The organism is Legionella erythra (assembly GCF_001467615.1).
GTDB lineage: Bacteria > Pseudomonadota > Gammaproteobacteria > Legionellales > Legionellaceae > Legionella_C > Legionella_C erythra.
In genome coordinates this window covers 271,680-288,067 of record NZ_LNYA01000034.1, presented here as the reverse complement: position 1 = coordinate 288,067, position 16,388 = coordinate 271,680, and the positions used below count along the sequence as shown (strand labels likewise).

The following is a 16,388-nucleotide window of genomic DNA, read 5'->3' as shown; positions in this document are numbered from 1 at the left end:
CGAATGCTGAATAAAGGATTATTATGCGTACGTTAGTTCTCTTGTTGTGTCTGGCATCTAGCCTAAGCTTTGCTGAAAAGGAAATTGCCATTACCATCGATGATTTGCCGCTGGTTGCTTCACGAATGGATACGCCGGGTAATCAACAGCGCGCCACGGAACGCTTCAATAAAATTATTCAAGCCCTGGTGGATAATAAAGTGCCCGCCACCGGCTTTGTGATTGCCGGTGCCATAGAAAAAGGTCAATGGGCTTTCCTTGAACGATTCCGTGAAGCCGGTTTTGAGTTGGGCAACCACACCTATTCGCATCGTAGCCTCAATCAGATTGGCGCAGACAGATACATTGCCGATATTGAAAAAGCCGATAAAATTCTTAACCCGTTAATGACTGAACCTAAATATTTCCGCTACCCCTATCTGGCAGAAGGAGCCAATCAAACCCGGGAAAAGGTTCATCAATACCTCGCTGAACATCACTATGTGATAGCGCCGGTGACCATCGACAGCGATGATTTCCGCTTCAATGAAATGGTGTATCGTGTCCCCTATCGTTCAAGGGAAGCGTATATTCAAAAACTTAAGCCCCGGTATTTGGCCTACATCTGGAACCGCACGCTGCGTGCCGAAAAGAAAGCGAAAAGCAAGGATGCAAGACAAATTCTGCTGCTGCATGCCAATGTCCTGAATAGCTATGTGCTGGGTGATATCATTGCCATGTACCGAAAAAACGGCTATCAATTCATCACCCTAACCAAGGCCCTGGAAAACCCGGCCCCGGAGCTTGATTTCTCCTTTGAGAATGCGATTAGAAAAAACAAAGGCAGCCGCTTTCCGTATTAAGCGGCTACTCGTTGGCATTGGCACTGTACCCACAGCCTTCGCGGGGACAAAGGATTTGTTTCCCTGAACGCTTGGTTTCCTTGACTGTCAACAAGGGCCAGGCGCATTGGGGACAGGGTGTGGCCACCGGCTCATTCCACAAGGCATAGTCGCATTTGGGGTAATTGCCGCAGGAGTAGAAAATTTTGCCCTTGCGTGATTTGCGCTTCAAGATGGTCGCTTCATGGCATTTGGGGCATTCAACGCCGGTATCTGCCGGTTTTTCAAGTGGTTCAATGAATTTACAATCCGGGTAGTTGCTGCAACCGATAAAGCGTCCGTAACGTCCGGTTTTAATATGCAACGCGCCCTGGCATTCAGGGCAGGTTCGGCCCTCAACGACGTCCGGTTCCGCTTTTTCCCCTTCGGCATGACCCAAATCCTGGGTGTAATCGCATTCAGGGTAACCGGTACAGCCAATAAAACGGCCGCGTTTGCCTAAGCGAATGGCTAAGGGTTTACTGCATTTTGGGCATTGCTCGTCCAGGGTTTCGGTGGTGACGTCTTTACGCTGCACCTGTTCATCGGTTTGATGAATCTGCTGGATAAACGGTTTCCAGAACTCTTCCAGCACAGGCACCCATTCGCGCTCGCCACGGGAAACGGCATCCAGGGTATCTTCAAGCTGGGCAGTGAATTTGTAATCCACGTAGCGGGTAAAATGGCCCGTGAGAAAACGGTTAACGATACGGCCAACGTCAGTCGGTACAAAGCGTTTTTTATCGACAATGACATACTCGCGTTGCTGCAGCGTATGAATGATGGTGGCATAAGTCGATGGACGGCCAATGTCGTATTCTTCCAGCGCCTTAACCAGGGATGCTTCCGAATAGCGGGGCGGCGGTTCGGTAAAATGCTGGTTAGCCACGATACCCTGAAGCATGACTTTTTCACCCACTTTCAGGTTAGGCAGCAACACGCCATGCTGCTCGTCTTCCGTCAAATCATCCTGCCCTTCTTCGTAGACGGTAAGAAAACCGGGGAAGGTGATGGTGGAACCATTGGCGCGGAACAGGTTGCCCTGGCCGCAGGTGAAATCAATGGCGACGGTGTCAAGAACAGCGTCGGCCATCTGGCAGGCCACCGTACGTTTCCATATCAGGCTGTACAGTTTGAATTGATCGGAGCTCAGCGATTCCTGCACCATTTCCGGGGTGCGTTTAATGGATGTCGGACGAATCGCTTCATGCGCTTCCTGAGCGTTTTTGGATTTGGTTTTGTAAACACGCGGGCTGCCCGGGTAATTGTCCTGACCATAACGGTTAATGATGAACTCGCGGATGTCCTCCAGTGCTTCATTGGACAGGTTCACCGAGTCCGTACGCATATAGGAAATGAGACCAACGGTTCCTGAACCGATATCTATCCCTTCGTACAATTGCTGCGCGACCATCATGGTTTTACGGGCGGTAAAACCAAGTTTGCGAGCGGCTTCCTGTTGCAGAGTGGATGTAATAAAGGGGGCGGCGGGTTTGCGCTTGCGCTGTTTCTTTTCAATGTTATCTACAACGAGAACACCCTGGGCCTGTTGTAATAAATAATCGCGTAGACGGTGAGCCTCTTCCCCTTGCGTGATGCTGAACTGGTGGAGTTTTTCACCCTGATAATGGGTTAGCCTGGCTTCAAAAGCCGACTTGTCGTGTTGGCAATTGGCCAGGATGCGCCAGTATTCCTGGGCGACAAAGCGTTCAATTTCTTCCTCGCGCTCCACAATCAGGCGTAAAGCCGGGCTTTGTACGCGGCCGGCGGAAAGGCCGCGTCTAATCTTTTTCCACAATAGCGGCGAAAGATTAAAACCGACCAAATAATCCAGGGCGCGGCGTGCCTGCTGGGCATTGACCAGATCCATGGAAATGGAACGGGGATTATTAATCGCTTCCTGAATGGCTGATTTGGTGATCTCATTAAAAAAAATACGGTGAACTTCTTTGTTTTTCAACAAATTACGTTCTTTCATTAATTCATAAACATGCCAGGAAATGGCTTCTCCTTCGCGATCAGGGTCGGTGGCTAACAGGAGTGAATCGGAGTGTTTAAGCGCTTTGGCAATGGATTCGATATGGCGCGCGTTCTTTTCAATGGGGGTATAGGTCATGGTAAAATGATTATCGGGATTGACCGATCCCTTGCGCGGCGGCAAATCCCTGACATGGCCATAAGAGGCCAAGACATCGTAATCCTTGCCCAGGTATTTTTGAATAGTTTTAGCCTTCGCGGGAGATTCCACGATAACCAAATGTTTGTTCATAGAAAGTTGGCCTTTACTTTTTTTGTGTTATCAATGTAAGGGTAGCTCATCTTCTTTTTGATAGAGCACAAGATCAAGAAAAGCAAGTTGTGCGGAATCAAGATGCTCTGCCAAAGTATTGCGAATAGTCCATTTCGTCTCCTGCAGCGTGACAAAGCGGGATTCGGAAAAAAGCAGCTGATTAATGATTTGTTCCATGGTTTCAGTCGCGATAACGCCCCAAAGCATCATGCGCACGATAAACTGGTAGCTGGCTTTGGTCAATTTCATTTGCTCATCGACAGTAAATACCCGCGTGGCATTCATGTCGGCCGGCCTGACCACAAGCGTACGGTTTTCGGGGGTGGTCAAGGCAAGACCATTTTCCCCGTCTGGCTGGGCTGTCTCTGTATTTTGCTGAGATTTGCTTTCCTTTAACTGAGATAAACTTTTCTCAAAGAAATTCATCAACATCTCAAACAAGCTATCTTTCATATGCACACCTCATGTAACCGCCGGGTACTGATTTGACAATGCCCTCTAATTCCAATATGGCCAGGTCAGAGACGACTTCCTCAACGTTTAAACCGCTGCGGTTGACAATCTGATCGACCGTCGTCGTTTCAAAGCCAATGCACTTTACTAGGTTTTTATTGTTTGTTGCAAGGGATGACCTGGATTGATTCATTTTTTTATCCGGAATGGTCAATTTTAACTCTTCCAGGATGTCCTCTGTCGAGGTAACCAACTTCGCCCCTTGCTGCAATAGAAAATGGCAACCTCTGGATTGCGGGTTGTGGATTGAGCCAGGTATAGCCATCACCTCCCGATTTTGCTCCAGTGCCAGGCGCGCAGTGATCAACGAACCGCTGCGAATTGCCGCTTCTACAACCAAGGTGGCCAAGGATAAGCCACTTATTATACGATTTCTGCGTGGAAAATGTCCAGCACTGGATGGAGTATTTAATGGGAACTCGCTCATCAACAAGCCATTTTTGCTTATTTTATCAGCCAGTTGCTGATGATGGCGTGGATAGATGCGATCAATGCCGGTGCCCATGACGGCAATGGTTTTTCCCTGCGCCGCAACGCAACCGGCATGCGCTCGGGCGTCAATACCCAAAGCTAGGCCGCTGACGACCGTGATATTCTGGCTGGCCAACTCAAAGGCAAAGTGTTCTGCGGTCTCGCCGCCGCTGCCAGAGGGTTTGCGCGTGCCGACCATGGCGATGCATGGCTGCTGCAATGCCGCCAAATCACCCAGCGCGTATAAAACGATGGGCGGATCATGGATTTCGCGCAGGAGGGCAGGGTAGGCATCGTCTTCCCAGGTCAACAGATGGTGGTTTGGGGAAGCCTGTTGCCAGGCGGTATCGGCGTCAATGATTTTGCTGTCAAACCGCTCTACCGCCAACGCGATTCGTTCAGGTAAACCCGCATCAAGCAGGGCTTGAGAGGGCGTATTGAACAGATTCGCCAATACTGGCCATTGCTGCAGTAATTTCATTACAGTGCGGGGGCCAATGGCAGGTATACGGTTTAGGGCGAGAAGGTAAGGCTTATTGGTCATGGATTGGTAACTTTATCCAGCAGATGAACAGCTCGGGTTGAACGCACGACTAAGGCAAAACTGGTTTTGCTAAAGACTCGGAAAATCATCATTTCCCCTACCCGTTCACGTGGCAGGAGGATTTCCTCCTGACGATTGAGCGGATCACGGATTAAGCGTTGCTCGGAATAAATGGCCAGAACATCGCCTGCCTCAAGGCCTGCATCATCGCCTCGGTCGATAACGGCAACGAGTCCCACTGCCCCTTGAGTTGAACCGCTCGGCAAGCCGCCGGGTAAATCAATAATAGAGCCGCGTATGGGATAGCTGGGTGTTTTGGGCAGAAAATTCAGTTTGAACTCCGGGAAATCATTCAGCATGACCCGATCCCTTATTTTGACCCCTTCGGTAATTTCCGTCAAAAGAATGGTGGCTGGCTCACCGCCTCGAACCAGTTCGCCATAACCGACCAAGGTCGCCTTATAACCCAATTGTCGATGGGTGACCGGCTCAAGATAGGGGCATTCTGGCCGGTAGATAGCATAGGAAATCGTCGCGCCTCTCGGCATTTTGCGCGAAGGATGCAGTTTTTTAACATAGACTTCATCGCCCTGACCGCCCAGCATGTGTTCCCCGGTAAAGGCAACAATATACGGTGCCTGGGCCAGCAGATTCTTGTCCATCACCAGGGATGCGTTCAGGAAGGGTTTGATATCCATCAGCGGGATGGGGGCAATCGCTGCATCGCTCGGCATCGGCCGCATGTGCGGCGATAATTTGATGGTGCCATTGGATAAAACCTTGAGGTAGGGGTGGCGATGGTAAAAGTTCAGTTCAAGGACCGCGCCGGGATAAAGCCGGTTGGGGTTTTTAATTGTGGGATTGGCATGCCACAGGGCTTTCCATTCCCAGGGGCGGTTTAAGTACTTGGTGGCAATCGACCACAGGGTATCGCCCGGTTGAACAACATAGCGCCTGGGATAATCGGAGCGAAGGGAGGTCACGTGCGGGGCTGAAGAAAATGCGTGCAAGTCAAAGGAGAGGAAAAAGCATAAAATAATCAGCAAGTATCGCATTGATCAGTCCTTGGTCCAATTGTTGGCATCTTGCAGCTGCACATGGTATTAGCGATAATACCACGCAATTCACCTTTTAAAACAGATGTCTTATGGCTATTCGCAAGATTATTTACCTGCCTGATGCAGTATTGCGCCAGGTGGCTAAACCGGTTGAACAATTTGACGATGCGTTACAAACGCTTATTGATGACATGTTTGAGACCATGTACAGCGTCAATGGCGTAGGCTTGGCGGCTCCGCAGATCGGTGTGAGCCTGCGTTTATCGGTTATCGATGTCATTGGCGACAAAAAACAGCAGCTTGTACTGATTAATCCCGAAATCATCGCTTCCGAGGGGCAAAAGGAATACCAGGAAGGTTGTTTGTCAGTGCCTGGCGTTTACGACACGGTAGTCCGTGCCGATAAGGTCACCATCCGGGCGCTGGATAGAACCGGCAAGTCGTATGAAATGACGGCCGACGGCCTGCTGGGTGAGTGTTTCCAGCATGAGATTGACCATTTAAATGGCAGGCTTTATGTTGATTTACTGTCGCCGCTCAAACGCACCATGGCCCGGCGCAAGCTTGAGAAATTCAAACGTCAGATGGCACGTAAATAATGACGCCGCTTAATATTGTGTTTGCAGGAACACCCGAATTTGGTCTTCCCTGCCTCGATGCACTGTCCCGATCAAGCCATCATCTGATTGCCGTATACACCCAACCGGACAGGCCCGCCGGTCGTGGACGTCAGTTGCAGCCTTCGGCAGTCAAGAAATGGGCGTTAAACCATCAACTACCGGTTTACCAGCCGCTCAATTTTAAAAACCCCGAGGCGGTGGACGAATTGGCTGCCTTAAAGCCGGATTTAATGGTGGTCATTGCTTATGGCCTTATTCTGCCGCGCAGTGTGCTCGCTACGCCACGCTTAGGCTGTATCAATGTCCATGCGTCCCTGCTTCCGCGCTGGCGGGGCGCTTCACCTATCCAGCACGCCATATTGCATGGCGACAAACAATCCGGCGTCACCATCATGCAGATGGACGTGGGTTTGGATACCGGTGATGGGTTGATTGAGGTGTCCTGTGAACTCAGCGACAGGGAAACAGCGGTCAGTTTGCACGATAAATTGGCTGAGATGTCGCCTGAAGCCTTGCTTGAAGCCATTGATGCCCTGGCAACAGGCAGAGCCCAACCGGTTCCCCAGAATAATGATCTGGCCACCTACGCTGGAAAAATCAACAAAGACCACGCCCGTATTGACTGGCATCAAAGTGCCATAACCATTGACCGGCAAATTCGCGCCTTTAATCCCTGGCCTGTGGCCTATACGCAGGCGGGTGAGGACATGCTGCGGATTCACCAGGCTCAAATCGAACCGGGGACCAGCTCAGCCGTACCGGGCACTATTTTAAGCATTGATAAAAAGGGCATGGTGGTTGCGACTAAAGAAGGAAAGCTCTGTATTGAAATTCTGCAATTTCCCGGCGGAAAAGCGATGCCGGTTGCCGATTGGATGAATGCCCCCCGCGCAGGGCTTTTGATTAATCGGGTCCTTCAATGAGTAAAAATGATCGCTTGCAGGCCCTGGAAATCCTGATTGCTGTGGTTAAGGATAAAATCCCCTTATCCCATAACCTGACCCATGCCTCGCCCCTGGCGAGGGAAATTGCGTTTGGCGTATGCCGGCATTACTACCGGTTACAACACTTGGCTGACAGCCTGCTTACAAAACGTCCCAAAGAACAGGATATCTGGATTGCGGTGTTGATGGGGCTTTATCAATTACTGTATTTAAACAAACCCGAGTACGCAACAGTCAAGGAAACAGTGGCTTTGCTGGACGCAGTCAAGAAATCCTGGGCGAAAGGGTTGGTTAATGCGGTATTGAGACGCTTTTGCCGCGAAAAAGACGCGTTGCTCGCGAAACTAAAAAACAAGCCGGAATATATTTACGGCCATCCGGATTGGTTCATTAAACGTATGCGCCAGGATTGGCCGCATCATTGGCAGCAATTACTAGCGGCGAACGATCAGCATCCACCCATGAGTTTGCGCGTCAATCAAGCCCGCTGCTCACGCGAAGACTACCTTAAGCGTCTACAAGATAAAGGCATGCCCGCGAAAGCCCTCCCTTACGCTTTGCAAGGCATCGCCCTGGAAAAACCTTGCGATGTGCAGGAATTACCCGGTTTTAATGAAGGGGACCTCTCCGTTCAGGATGAATCAGCGCAATTGGCGGTAAGCCTTCTTGATTTGCGGCCGGGTTTGCGGGTACTGGATGCCTGTTGTGCTCCTGGCGGTAAGACCTGCCATCTTCTTGAAAGCGAAAACCAATTGAAGGAATGCGTTGCTCTTGACGTCGATGAAAAACGACTGGAGAGGGTCAACGCCAATCTGGCCCGCCTCCACCTGCAGGCCACTGTGGTCAAAGGAGACGCTTTGCAGCCTTCGCAATGGTGGGATGGGACGCCTTTTGATCGCATTTTACTGGATGCCCCATGCTCCGCCCTGGGCGTCATTAGGCGGCATCCGGATATCAAGCTTTTGCGAAGTGAAGAGGATATTCGTCGGGCGGCAGCGCTGCAAAACGAATTACTGCAAACCTTATGGCCCCTGCTGGTACCGCAAGGGTTGTTGGTTTATGCCACCTGTTCCATTCTGCCTGTTGAAAATGAACAACAGATTGCCGCCTTTGCGGCCCGCCATCCTGATTGCGACGTCTTAAAGGGGGAGCAGCCGTGGGGCCTCTTCACGGGTCATGGCTGGCAAATAATCCCCGGTGAAGGAAACCGGGATGGTTTCTTTTATAGTGTATTACGTAAAAGGTAAAGGACATGCTGATTAACTGGCCGCTGATTATTATTCTGACGGGTCTGTCTTTACCGGGGATTGTCGTTGCCATTCCCCGTTTGATTCATTTCCTGCTGCCGCAAAACAGCGAGGAATTAAGAAAAAAAATCAGCCGCTTTGCAATGTTGCAAACGCTCATAATGGTTCTTTTGATGACTTTTGCCGGCACGGTTTTATCACTGAAAACAGGCTTAAAAGAACCCATCCTGCAAGGTCTCCTGCTCAATCAGTCCGTGACAGGGTTCGTACAGGACATGTTATTACCCGTCTTTTTAACGGTGCTGGGCGGGCTTTTGGTTTTCTTTTTTCTTTATTATGGCGTTGTAGCGAGTATTCTGGATGACAAAACCCTGGCCACTTTGTACGCCATGCGCGCCGCTTTGCGGCTTGACGGGTGTATTTTGTATGGTGGCGTTGTGGATGAAATCATCGGTCGGTTTGGGCTTATGAATGTCATCGCTTATTTCGGGGCCCTCTTTATTGGCAGGCTCTCGGCGGGGGTTATCTGGTTTGCCATTATCAGCAGTGGGTTGTTACTCGGGCTTGGGCATTTACCGGCCTACATCGCCGCTGGGTGTGCAAACAGCCGCCGCTTTGTTTACACCATGCTCCTAATCAATCTGTGGCAGACGGTTCTGTTTGGCTGGCTATTTTGGCAATACGGTCTTGTGGCGGCCATAGTCGGGCACATTCTTTTTCATATTGGCTGGTATCTTTACGATCCAGCACCGCGATAGACTGGTTTTGCCTGTCAGCCCAAGTATTTGATTGCCAGCAGGTTGCGGGTATGAAACAATTTTTTGCAATGGTTTTTTCTGCCCGGATTGTGTGAATGCAAACCCCAGCCCACTATCAATTACTGCCTCTAGACGCCTTGCAACCGGGGCGCTATCAACCGCGTATCCATTTCGAGGAAAAAAACCTTCAGGAGCTTGCAGACTCAATTACCGCCCAGGGTTTGATTGAACCGCTGGTGGTGCGGGCCATCGCGGCAGGGCGTTATGAAATCATTGCCGGTGAACGCCGCTGGCGTGCTGCCCGACTGGCTGGTTTAAACGATATTCCCTGCCTAATCGGCCAATACACGGATCAGCAAGCCGCGGCTTTGACGCTGGTTGAAAATATTCAGCGGCAGGAACTTAATCTGATTGAGGAAGCAACGGGTTATCGCCGTCTGTGTGATGAATTTCATTTTCAACAGGATGAAATTGCGGTTCTGGTGGGCAAATCCCGAAGCCATATCGCCAATATTCTGCGTCTATTGACGCTGACTGAACCGGTTCAGGATAAAATTCGCAGCGGCCTGTTATCCCTGGGACATGCACGTAATCTGGTGGGGATGCCCCCTTTTGAGCAGCTGGGTTGGGCTCAGCAAATCATTGACGAGCAATGGTCCGTGCGTCAACTGGAAGAAAAAGTACGTCAGGCTAAAGCCGCCCAGCCGCCTTTAAAAGACCGGCGTTGCGACCGGGATATCGAGCGTTTGCAAAGCCAGTTGGCAGACCAGGTGGGGGCGCCTGTGCAAATTGTAAACGATGACGGTCGTGGCGGATGGCTGCAAATAAAATTTTTTGACAATGATACCCTGGCAGGGCTTCTTGAGCGCATGGGCTTGCGTTATGATTAGCACTTTTGCACGGCTGTGCGTGGTGTCTTGTGTTAATCAAAAATTTAAACAAAATGTTATTTAAATCACCTACTTTAAGGAAGCGAAATTGATGAAAAGGACCTTATCAGGTTTGATTATGGGCGCGTTATTCACAACCAGCCTGCATGCCAGTTTTCAAAGCGGCGCGGACAGGATTATCAATCAGGTCGATCCCGCCATGAACATCGGTGTGGAAGTGGTGGACTTAACCAGCGGCACAACCATTTATCGTCGCAATCAGACCCGCTCGTTCATTCCCGCGAGTAACATGAAATTATTTTCAGATGCCGCGGCCCTGATGGTTCTTGGGCCGGATTATCGTTTTAAAAATCAGTTAAGCGCCGGGGTAGGCACATTACAAAACGGGGTATTGAATGGCACGCTTTATCTGCATTTACCCGGCGATCCCTCCTTCAGCCGGGAACGGTTGGCCAGTTTGCTGTCTTCTTTAAAAACCTGGCATATCGACCGTATTGTCGGCAATGTTGTGATTGACAGCAGCCATGCCAATGTCAATCCTTACCCGCCAGGCTGGATGGTTCAGGATCTGGTTTACAGTTATGGCGCGCCGCTGGCCCCGGTGGTTATTGATGCCAACCGCATGATTGTGACGGTGAATCCCGGCGATAAACCCGGAGCCCCTGCCATTGTGGAGGTGGAAGGCGACAAGGGCGGTATCGTCATTAATAATCAGGTTACAACGAAAGACAAAGCGTCGCGTTGCGGGGTTGATTTTTCCATGAACAAGCAAAATCAACTCACGGTTCGTGGTTGCGTCGGGGTTGGCCAGTGGGCGGTTCAGCAGAAAATGGCCATTCAAAATCCGCTGATTTACGCCCAGGGTTTGATTAAACAACAATTAAATCAATTGAATATCGTGCATGAAGGCACGGTAACTCTGGGCAGGGCCCCCGCTGGTTCGCTGCTGCTCGCGACCGACACATCCAAACCCATTGCCCAGTTGATGGCCGATACACTGAAACCGTCAGACAACCTGTACGCCGACAGCCTGTTCCTGCATGCCGCCGCCAAATTACAGGGCACACCGGTGAATTGGGCGGATGCGCAAAGCATCATTAAGAAATTTTTGCAGCAGCAAACCAATATTCCTTTGCAGAATGCTATCCTTACCGATGGTTCAGGATTGTCACGGCATGATTTGCTGACGCCGAATCAAACCGTGAGCCTGCTTAAATTTTTATATGAGCGTTTCCCCCTGTCCTATGAATACATCGCTGCCTTGCCGATCTCGGGACGGGATGGCACCCTGCAGCGTCGCTTTAAGCGCCCTGATCAGCAAGATCTGGTACGTGCCAAAACCGGCACCATGACCGGCGTAATCAGCTTATCCGGGTATCTTTATACCGCCAATGCCCACACCCTGGCTTTCGCAATCTACATAAACCGCTTACCGGGAACCAAACCATCGGTATCCGGCCGTTATCGTTATGTTGTGGATGCCCTGTGCGCTTACTTCCTGCAGCAAAAGCCGAGCAATAATTCCTGGGCGAAGGTCTTTTCCAAACACCCGCGTATCAAGTACCAGCAAAATCCAACCCAGACTGAGTTGCAGCGCAGCCGTCAGGCGAAATGGCGCCGTTTGGAAACAGTGGTTAAACAGGCGTTGCGCGGACAGGCGGTGACTATTCTCTACCGCGGCAATGAGCTGGTTCTTAAGGATAATCAGGCGGATGCCAATCGGGTCATGAACGCCTTGCAGAGCCTTCGGAAAAAATACCCGTTTGCCGTAGCCCTGGCTTCCAAAAGCAAGCCCGCATTGACCGGCAAACCCCTGGTGATGTGGATAGACGAGGCCCCGCTGGCCGCTCAGCGTGTCTGGACTATTCGTGAAGCCACCAGTTAATCGCGGTTTAAGCGCCTGGTTACCCGGGCGCTTAACAACGCTTGTCATGAACCGTTTGATTCTGATTATATTTCTGTTAATGGCCTCATTTGCCGGCCATGCCGCTATCCACTTCTTAACGATTTCCGACATTCATTATGGCGCTCTGAATACCGATGGCGATGGTCAGGATACCGGCCAGTCGCTATTGAAACTGGCGATGAAAAAATACGCCCAATTGTCGCGACAAGCTGATTTTATCATCACGCTCGGTGACCTCCCCACCCACTTATTGGGGTATGCACCGGTTAAGGCTGACTATGAAAAAGCAGTATTTCATGCCTTGTATGAAGCCAATAAAGGTAAAAAAACCTTGTTTTATGTCCCGGGGAATAATGACGCGCTGCAAGGAAATTACCAGCCGTTTAACGCCGCGCACAAAACTCCGCTGGATTTAGCCGCCGATTGGGAGGGGGCTTGTGCTTATTGTGAAGGCCTGCTGCTCGATGACAGCGCCATGGCACGCGATGGCTATTACGCAAGCTACGTCAAACCGGGTAATCACGATATTATCCTCATTGTGTTGAATACAACCCTGTTCAGCCACACGCCGTTTTTTCTGCCGTCCTATCCGCGTCAACAGGAAGCGGCAAACAGGCAATTGCACTGGCTAAAAAGGCAATTGTCCACTTATAAAGCCAGGCAATTGCTGATTGCCATGCATATTCCTCCGGGCAACAATTTCAAGGGCGAGCCCCTTTGGCATGACGCATACCAGCAGGCATTTATCCGCCTGCTGGATGCGGCCCAGCCGCGTTATGGGCAAATCTCGTTGTTGACATCCCATACCCATATGGATGAAATTCGGCAAATCAAGCTCTCTCAGTCGACGGTGTATGCCTATTCAACGCCTTCTATCAGCCGTGATCACCATAATTATTCGGGAATGAAGCTGTTTAAACTGAATGACAAGATCCTTCTTGCCGATTTTACCACGTACTATACCCGCGCTTCGAATGCCTGGAGAAATGATTGTTATGCCGCCCTTGACGGGCCGGATACGATATTTCCCCAGTGCGCTTCGCCCACGCTTGCCTCTTGTCTGGATGCATTAAGCACGCTCGAGGTATGCAATCGCCTGGAACAAGGCCATTATTATGGCGTAAAAAGTGATAAGGTGGCTTCCAAAGTCTGCGCCCATTTTTACCAGGTTAACCCCCGCAAGGGATAATGAAGCGACGTTCCGCGTCTTGTGCGCGCAATCCAGAAAGGTGCGTGATGAGAAATGAATGACTGCCCCGGCTTGTCTGGATGCCGCGAACAAGTCGCGGCACGTCGCAGAGGCAGCCTGTTGATGTTTTGATGCTATTTTAGGTCAGCATTCCAGGGGACGTTCGCCCCGTTCCACCCTGTACAGCCATTCAGAATAACGCGGCATGGTTTTCCCACACCGACCCTTGTGGATTATTTTTTGCTATAATTCAAAGTGTTCCTAATAAAAATTAGTCAACATTATGCTTTCAACAGCACGAATAAAATCAACTACGCTGTCGAATGAAGGGTGGTTTAACAGAAAAAGCCTGTTAAACCTCATAAATGAAGTCCTCTTGCTCCTTGCCCTCGTTGCCCGCAATGAGAGCAAGGCAAATAACCTATTGGTAGAGCAATGGCTGCAAAAAGTACTGGCTAAGGTCTCCTTGTGTTTTGACAGCGACTCCCCGGAGAGCATGGGGTGTCTGGCCAAATTTATCCGCAGTGATAAAGAGGGGTGGATTGATTTTGTCGATGAGGATTGGCTGGTGTTAGAGCGGATTCTGTTGCCGTTGAACAATGAAAAAACCGCTGATATTAAGCCACAATGCCTGGAACAGCTTCAGCACTTTATCACCGCCGCCAGCCTCAATAAAAAAAGCCCTAAACCGAACGACATCATGGCGGCGGGCATCCATCAGTTATTTTTTCAGGAACAGTTGACGGTTTACCTTAAGGCATTTCATAGAACACCTAAAAAAGTGGATGATGGGCTTGAATTAACCAAAGCGGTGACGGTTTTAGTGATTTATTTTTTGAAAGCGGTGGGGATGGCGCTGACGCCGCTTGCTGTATTAAGAAAAGACAATAAATATTATGCCCATTTAAAAAGCGGCAAGCTAATCCACACCGTCACCACTCGTCTGCGCGAGGCGGCTATGGATGTGGCTGACACCTGCCGGCAAGCCATTTTTCTTCGCCAAAATCAGGCTCAAATTGAGCGCCAGGTTTTGGCGGTAGTGAATGCTGCTTCCCAGTTGGCGATTGAATTCACCATGAAATCCTCGGAGCGCTCTTTAAGTCTGGTGAAGGAGCGTCTCGCGGCGAAGAAAAAAGCCTTGAGTGAGACATCCGAAAAAGCCGGCAACCTGCAAAAGGAAATTAAAAAACTGCGCAGTGAAAATCAGCAGCTCAAGCAGCAGCTTCAAATTGAAGCAAACCTGCTGGAAGCCTTAAGGCAGGAATTTGTCACGCGGAATCAGGAAGCGCTTCATTTAAGAGAAGAAATTCAACAGGTAAAAACCGAGACGAGCGGTGTAAAAAGTGAGTTGCTGCGTTTGCAGGCCCTCATGGAGCAGGAGCAGAGCCGGCAAAGCAAGGCGGCTCAGGTTAAAAATTTTGACAAGGATTTAACGCGTTACAGCAAAAGGGCGTCAAAGCGGCTTAAATCCTAACCTGTTTTTTTCGAATGCGATGATAATTTAAAATGCGCAAAAGGTTGCGTAATTTGTCCGAATGCATCCGTATAGCCCACACCAATCGCCGATGCGTTGAATCGCAGCGGTTTAAATTGCCGGTATTCTTTAATTATAGCCGCCATGTCGTCATGGAAAGCCGCGGCTTCCTCAGCCGTTTTAAATGCTTTGGCCATCAGGGTAATGTGGGGCGTGTATTCAAAAAACACATTGGGGCTCCCATACAGACTGAAGGCCTGACGTTTAACCGCATTATTCATGGCCCAATCAGGAATGGGGGCCTTATGGTCGCGCAGGGCATTCAATTGCAGTACGACCTCATCACTCATTTGCTGCAGGTAAGGGTTGCTGCCGTCCGGCTCAGGCGCCAGATCAATGCCGAGCATGACATAATTTCCCTCTGTGACGTAAAAGGACGTGGTTTTTAACGCCACCGCCTGCCAGAATTTGGCCAGAAAGGCAACGCGCTTGACCAATTGCGGGATGTTTTTATCCGGGTAATCCGTAAGATAAAGGGTAATATGCAGCGGGTAAGCGTGCAGAAAGGGTTCCATGTCGTATTTCTTAAAAATACCCTTGCTTTTTAAAAACTGGTTAAACTGTTCGATGGATTGATAGACAGCAAGGTTATCCAACTCGAGATACACATTGACGTTTCGGCTAAAGGCTTGCGGCATCAGTAAAAAAAGAAACAGACACAGCAGTGGTTTTAGGAGCGAATAGCGGGTATTTGTTTGCATCGTGAAACCTTTCCTAATGTACGGGAAAATCAAAATAAGTTCGGGGATAAGGCTCCTGTTTTAACGTAAAGTGCCACCATTCTTTTCTGTAGGGGCTAAATCCATGAGCCATCATCCATTGCCTGAGCAGCAGGCGGTTTCGCCGCTGACTGGCTGTCAATTCAGGATAAAAAACATGCGCGCTTTTATCCAGGCAGTCAAAGCGGGTACCGGTATTGATTGAATCATCATTAATATGCTGAGTGGTTTGACTGTAGCAGGCCGCACTGGCTTTTTGGGGGTAGCGACCGCGCTCAGTCAGCTTCACGAGACTTAAATCCACCGTGCTGCCGCGGCTGTGGCCTGAGGCTAAAGAAATGTAGCCTTTGGCAAAGAGGGTGTCTTTTGCCTCGCGGGGATAATAGTAGGGTTTGGTGCGGGTGTCATTGGATTGGCTCCATTGATAAAAGGCCTTTACGGCGCGGCGGGGGCGATAGCAATCATAGACTTTGAGCGTATACCCGTTTTTTAAGGCGGTTTGTTCAACCAGGGCCAGTTGCTCTGCTGCTTCCCGAGTCAGAATGCAGCGCCCGGCCTGATAACCCGGTACGCGCTGCCCGGTGAAATTATCGGCGCTGGCGTATCGTAATTCTTCGATGATGTCAGGCGACACCTGATTCAGGTAGACAAAACCCGACGGCAGAGCCGACACAGCGGTGGTCCATGCACAGGTCAACAGGATAATGAGTCGGGGCCGCATGGCGTCCTGCCAGTGATAACAAGAGAAGAATAACTATAATCAATCTTTTCAAGCTTTGGCAAGCGATGAAACGAGGTATAACAGTCAGAAAATAAAGCTAAAACGCTTGGTTTATTCTTGTAAT

At 50.0% G+C, this 16,388-nt stretch carries 15 protein-coding genes; 9 read left to right on the top strand and 6 right to left on the bottom strand.

Annotation, left to right across the window (positions count from 1 at the left end; translation table 11 throughout):
• Positions 1-23 precede the first annotated feature (23 nt).
• Entirely contained in the window at positions 24-842 is an 819-nt protein-coding gene (locus Lery_RS12560; protein ID WP_131750964.1) for a polysaccharide deacetylase family protein, read from the top strand.
• Between the two features lie 4 nt (positions 843-846).
• Here the strand turns inward: Lery_RS12560 and topA are convergent, their stop codons facing one another.
• Genes topA through Lery_RS12540 form a run of 4 tightly spaced genes read right to left on the bottom strand, consistent with a single transcriptional unit; the run spans position 847 to position 5,733 of the window.
• Complete coding sequence (gene topA / locus Lery_RS12555) at positions 847-3,129, bottom strand: type I DNA topoisomerase (RefSeq protein ID WP_058527581.1); 2,283 nt, start codon at positions 3,127-3,129, stop codon at positions 847-849.
• Between the two features lie 30 nt (positions 3,130-3,159).
• Positions 3,160-3,603, bottom strand: coding sequence for a DUF494 family protein (locus tag Lery_RS12550; protein WP_058527580.1), 444 nt, complete (start codon positions 3,601-3,603; stop codon positions 3,160-3,162).
• On the bottom strand, positions 3,593-4,678 hold the full coding sequence (gene dprA / locus Lery_RS12545) for a DNA-processing protein DprA (RefSeq protein ID WP_058527579.1): 1,086 nt from the start codon (positions 4,676-4,678) through the stop codon (positions 3,593-3,595). Before dprA ends, Lery_RS12550 begins: the two co-directional genes overlap by 11 nt.
• Entirely contained in the window at positions 4,675-5,733 is a 1,059-nt protein-coding gene (locus tag Lery_RS12540; RefSeq protein ID WP_058527578.1) for a LysM peptidoglycan-binding domain-containing protein, read from the bottom strand. Before Lery_RS12540 ends, dprA begins: the two co-directional genes overlap by 4 nt.
• Before the next feature lie 92 nt (positions 5,734-5,825).
• On the opposite strand from Lery_RS12540, the gene def reads away from it, so the two are divergent.
• The 8 genes from def (at position 5,826) to Lery_RS12500 (ending at position 14,764) form a co-directional block, all read left to right on the top strand.
• Positions 5,826-6,335 (top strand): peptide deformylase, encoded by a 510-nt coding sequence (gene def / locus Lery_RS12535; RefSeq protein ID WP_058527577.1) that lies wholly within the window; start codon positions 5,826-5,828, stop codon positions 6,333-6,335.
• On the top strand, positions 6,335-7,279 hold the full coding sequence (gene fmt, locus Lery_RS12530) for a methionyl-tRNA formyltransferase (RefSeq protein WP_058527576.1): 945 nt from the start codon (positions 6,335-6,337) through the stop codon (positions 7,277-7,279). Before def ends, fmt begins: the two co-directional genes overlap by 1 nt.
• Positions 7,276-8,547: a 16S rRNA (cytosine(967)-C(5))-methyltransferase RsmB gene (rsmB, locus tag Lery_RS12525; RefSeq protein WP_058527575.1), complete on the top strand. Its 1,272-nt coding sequence runs from the start codon at positions 7,276-7,278 to the stop codon at positions 8,545-8,547. The genes fmt and rsmB overlap by 4 nt, the downstream gene beginning before the upstream one ends.
• 5 nt (positions 8,548-8,552) lie before the next feature.
• Complete coding sequence (locus tag Lery_RS12520; protein ID WP_058527574.1) at positions 8,553-9,305, top strand: CPBP family intramembrane metalloprotease; 753 nt, start codon at positions 8,553-8,555, stop codon at positions 9,303-9,305.
• 95 nt (positions 9,306-9,400) lie between these two features.
• Positions 9,401-10,195 carry a ParB/RepB/Spo0J family partition protein gene (locus Lery_RS12515; RefSeq protein WP_058527573.1) on the top strand — a complete coding sequence of 265 codons (795 nt, stop codon included), beginning with the start codon at positions 9,401-9,403 and terminating at the stop codon, positions 10,193-10,195.
• 91 nt (positions 10,196-10,286) lie between these two features.
• Positions 10,287-12,080 carry a D-alanyl-D-alanine carboxypeptidase/D-alanyl-D-alanine endopeptidase gene (gene dacB, locus Lery_RS12510; RefSeq protein WP_058527572.1) on the top strand — a complete coding sequence of 598 codons (1,794 nt, stop codon included), beginning with the start codon at positions 10,287-10,289 and terminating at the stop codon, positions 12,078-12,080.
• On the top strand, positions 12,064-13,290 hold the full coding sequence (locus Lery_RS12505; RefSeq protein ID WP_337589166.1) for a metallophosphoesterase: 1,227 nt from the start codon (positions 12,064-12,066) through the stop codon (positions 13,288-13,290). Before dacB ends, Lery_RS12505 begins: the two co-directional genes overlap by 17 nt.
• 283 nt (positions 13,291-13,573) lie before the next feature.
• A complete protein-coding gene (locus tag Lery_RS12500; protein ID WP_131750963.1) occupies positions 13,574-14,764 on the top strand; it encodes a hypothetical protein in 1,191 nt (396 codons plus the stop codon).
• Here Lery_RS12500 and Lery_RS12495 read toward each other — a convergent pair.
• Together Lery_RS12495 and Lery_RS12490 are read right to left on the bottom strand one after the other, a co-directional pair.
• Complete coding sequence (locus Lery_RS12495) at positions 14,761-15,525, bottom strand: 2'-5' RNA ligase family protein (RefSeq protein ID WP_058527570.1); 765 nt, start codon at positions 15,523-15,525, stop codon at positions 14,761-14,763. The two genes, Lery_RS12500 and Lery_RS12495, sit on opposite strands and share 4 nt — an antisense overlap.
• Positions 15,526-15,538: 13 nt before the next feature.
• A complete protein-coding gene (locus Lery_RS12490; RefSeq protein WP_058527569.1) occupies positions 15,539-16,264 on the bottom strand; it encodes a M15 family metallopeptidase in 726 nt (241 codons plus the stop codon).
• Positions 16,265-16,388 lie beyond the last annotated feature (124 nt).

What these genes read in the sequence shown, in the direction of transcription:
- Lery_RS12540 (WP_058527578.1), bottom strand. Translation starts at nt 5,733, where the DNA reads ATGCGATACTTGCTGATTATTTTATGCTTTTTCCTCTCCTTTGACTTG.
- fmt (WP_058527576.1), top strand. Translation starts at nt 6,335, where the DNA reads ATGACGCCGCTTAATATTGTGTTTGCAGGAACACCCGAATTTGGTCTT.
- Lery_RS12500 (WP_131750963.1), top strand. Translation starts at nt 13,574, where the DNA reads ATGCTTTCAACAGCACGAATAAAATCAACTACGCTGTCGAATGAAGGG.
- Lery_RS12490 (WP_058527569.1), bottom strand. Translation starts at nt 16,264, where the DNA reads ATGCGGCCCCGACTCATTATCCTGTTGACCTGTGCATGGACCACCGCT.
- Lery_RS12550 (WP_058527580.1), bottom strand. Translation starts at nt 3,603, where the DNA reads ATGAAAGATAGCTTGTTTGAGATGTTGATGAATTTCTTTGAGAAAAGT.
- def (WP_058527577.1), top strand. Translation starts at nt 5,826, where the DNA reads ATGGCTATTCGCAAGATTATTTACCTGCCTGATGCAGTATTGCGCCAG.
- dprA (WP_058527579.1), bottom strand. Translation starts at nt 4,678, where the DNA reads ATGACCAATAAGCCTTACCTTCTCGCCCTAAACCGTATACCTGCCATT.
- topA (WP_058527581.1), bottom strand. Translation starts at nt 3,129, where the DNA reads ATGAACAAACATTTGGTTATCGTGGAATCTCCCGCGAAGGCTAAAACT.
- Lery_RS12495 (WP_058527570.1), bottom strand. Translation starts at nt 15,525, where the DNA reads ATGCAAACAAATACCCGCTATTCGCTCCTAAAACCACTGCTGTGTCTG.
- Lery_RS12520 (WP_058527574.1), top strand. Translation starts at nt 8,553, where the DNA reads ATGCTGATTAACTGGCCGCTGATTATTATTCTGACGGGTCTGTCTTTA.
- Lery_RS12515 (WP_058527573.1), top strand. Translation starts at nt 9,401, where the DNA reads ATGCAAACCCCAGCCCACTATCAATTACTGCCTCTAGACGCCTTGCAA.
- dacB (WP_058527572.1), top strand. Translation starts at nt 10,287, where the DNA reads ATGAAAAGGACCTTATCAGGTTTGATTATGGGCGCGTTATTCACAACC.
- rsmB (WP_058527575.1), top strand. Translation starts at nt 7,276, where the DNA reads ATGAGTAAAAATGATCGCTTGCAGGCCCTGGAAATCCTGATTGCTGTG.
- Lery_RS12560 (WP_131750964.1), top strand. Translation starts at nt 24, where the DNA reads ATGCGTACGTTAGTTCTCTTGTTGTGTCTGGCATCTAGCCTAAGCTTT.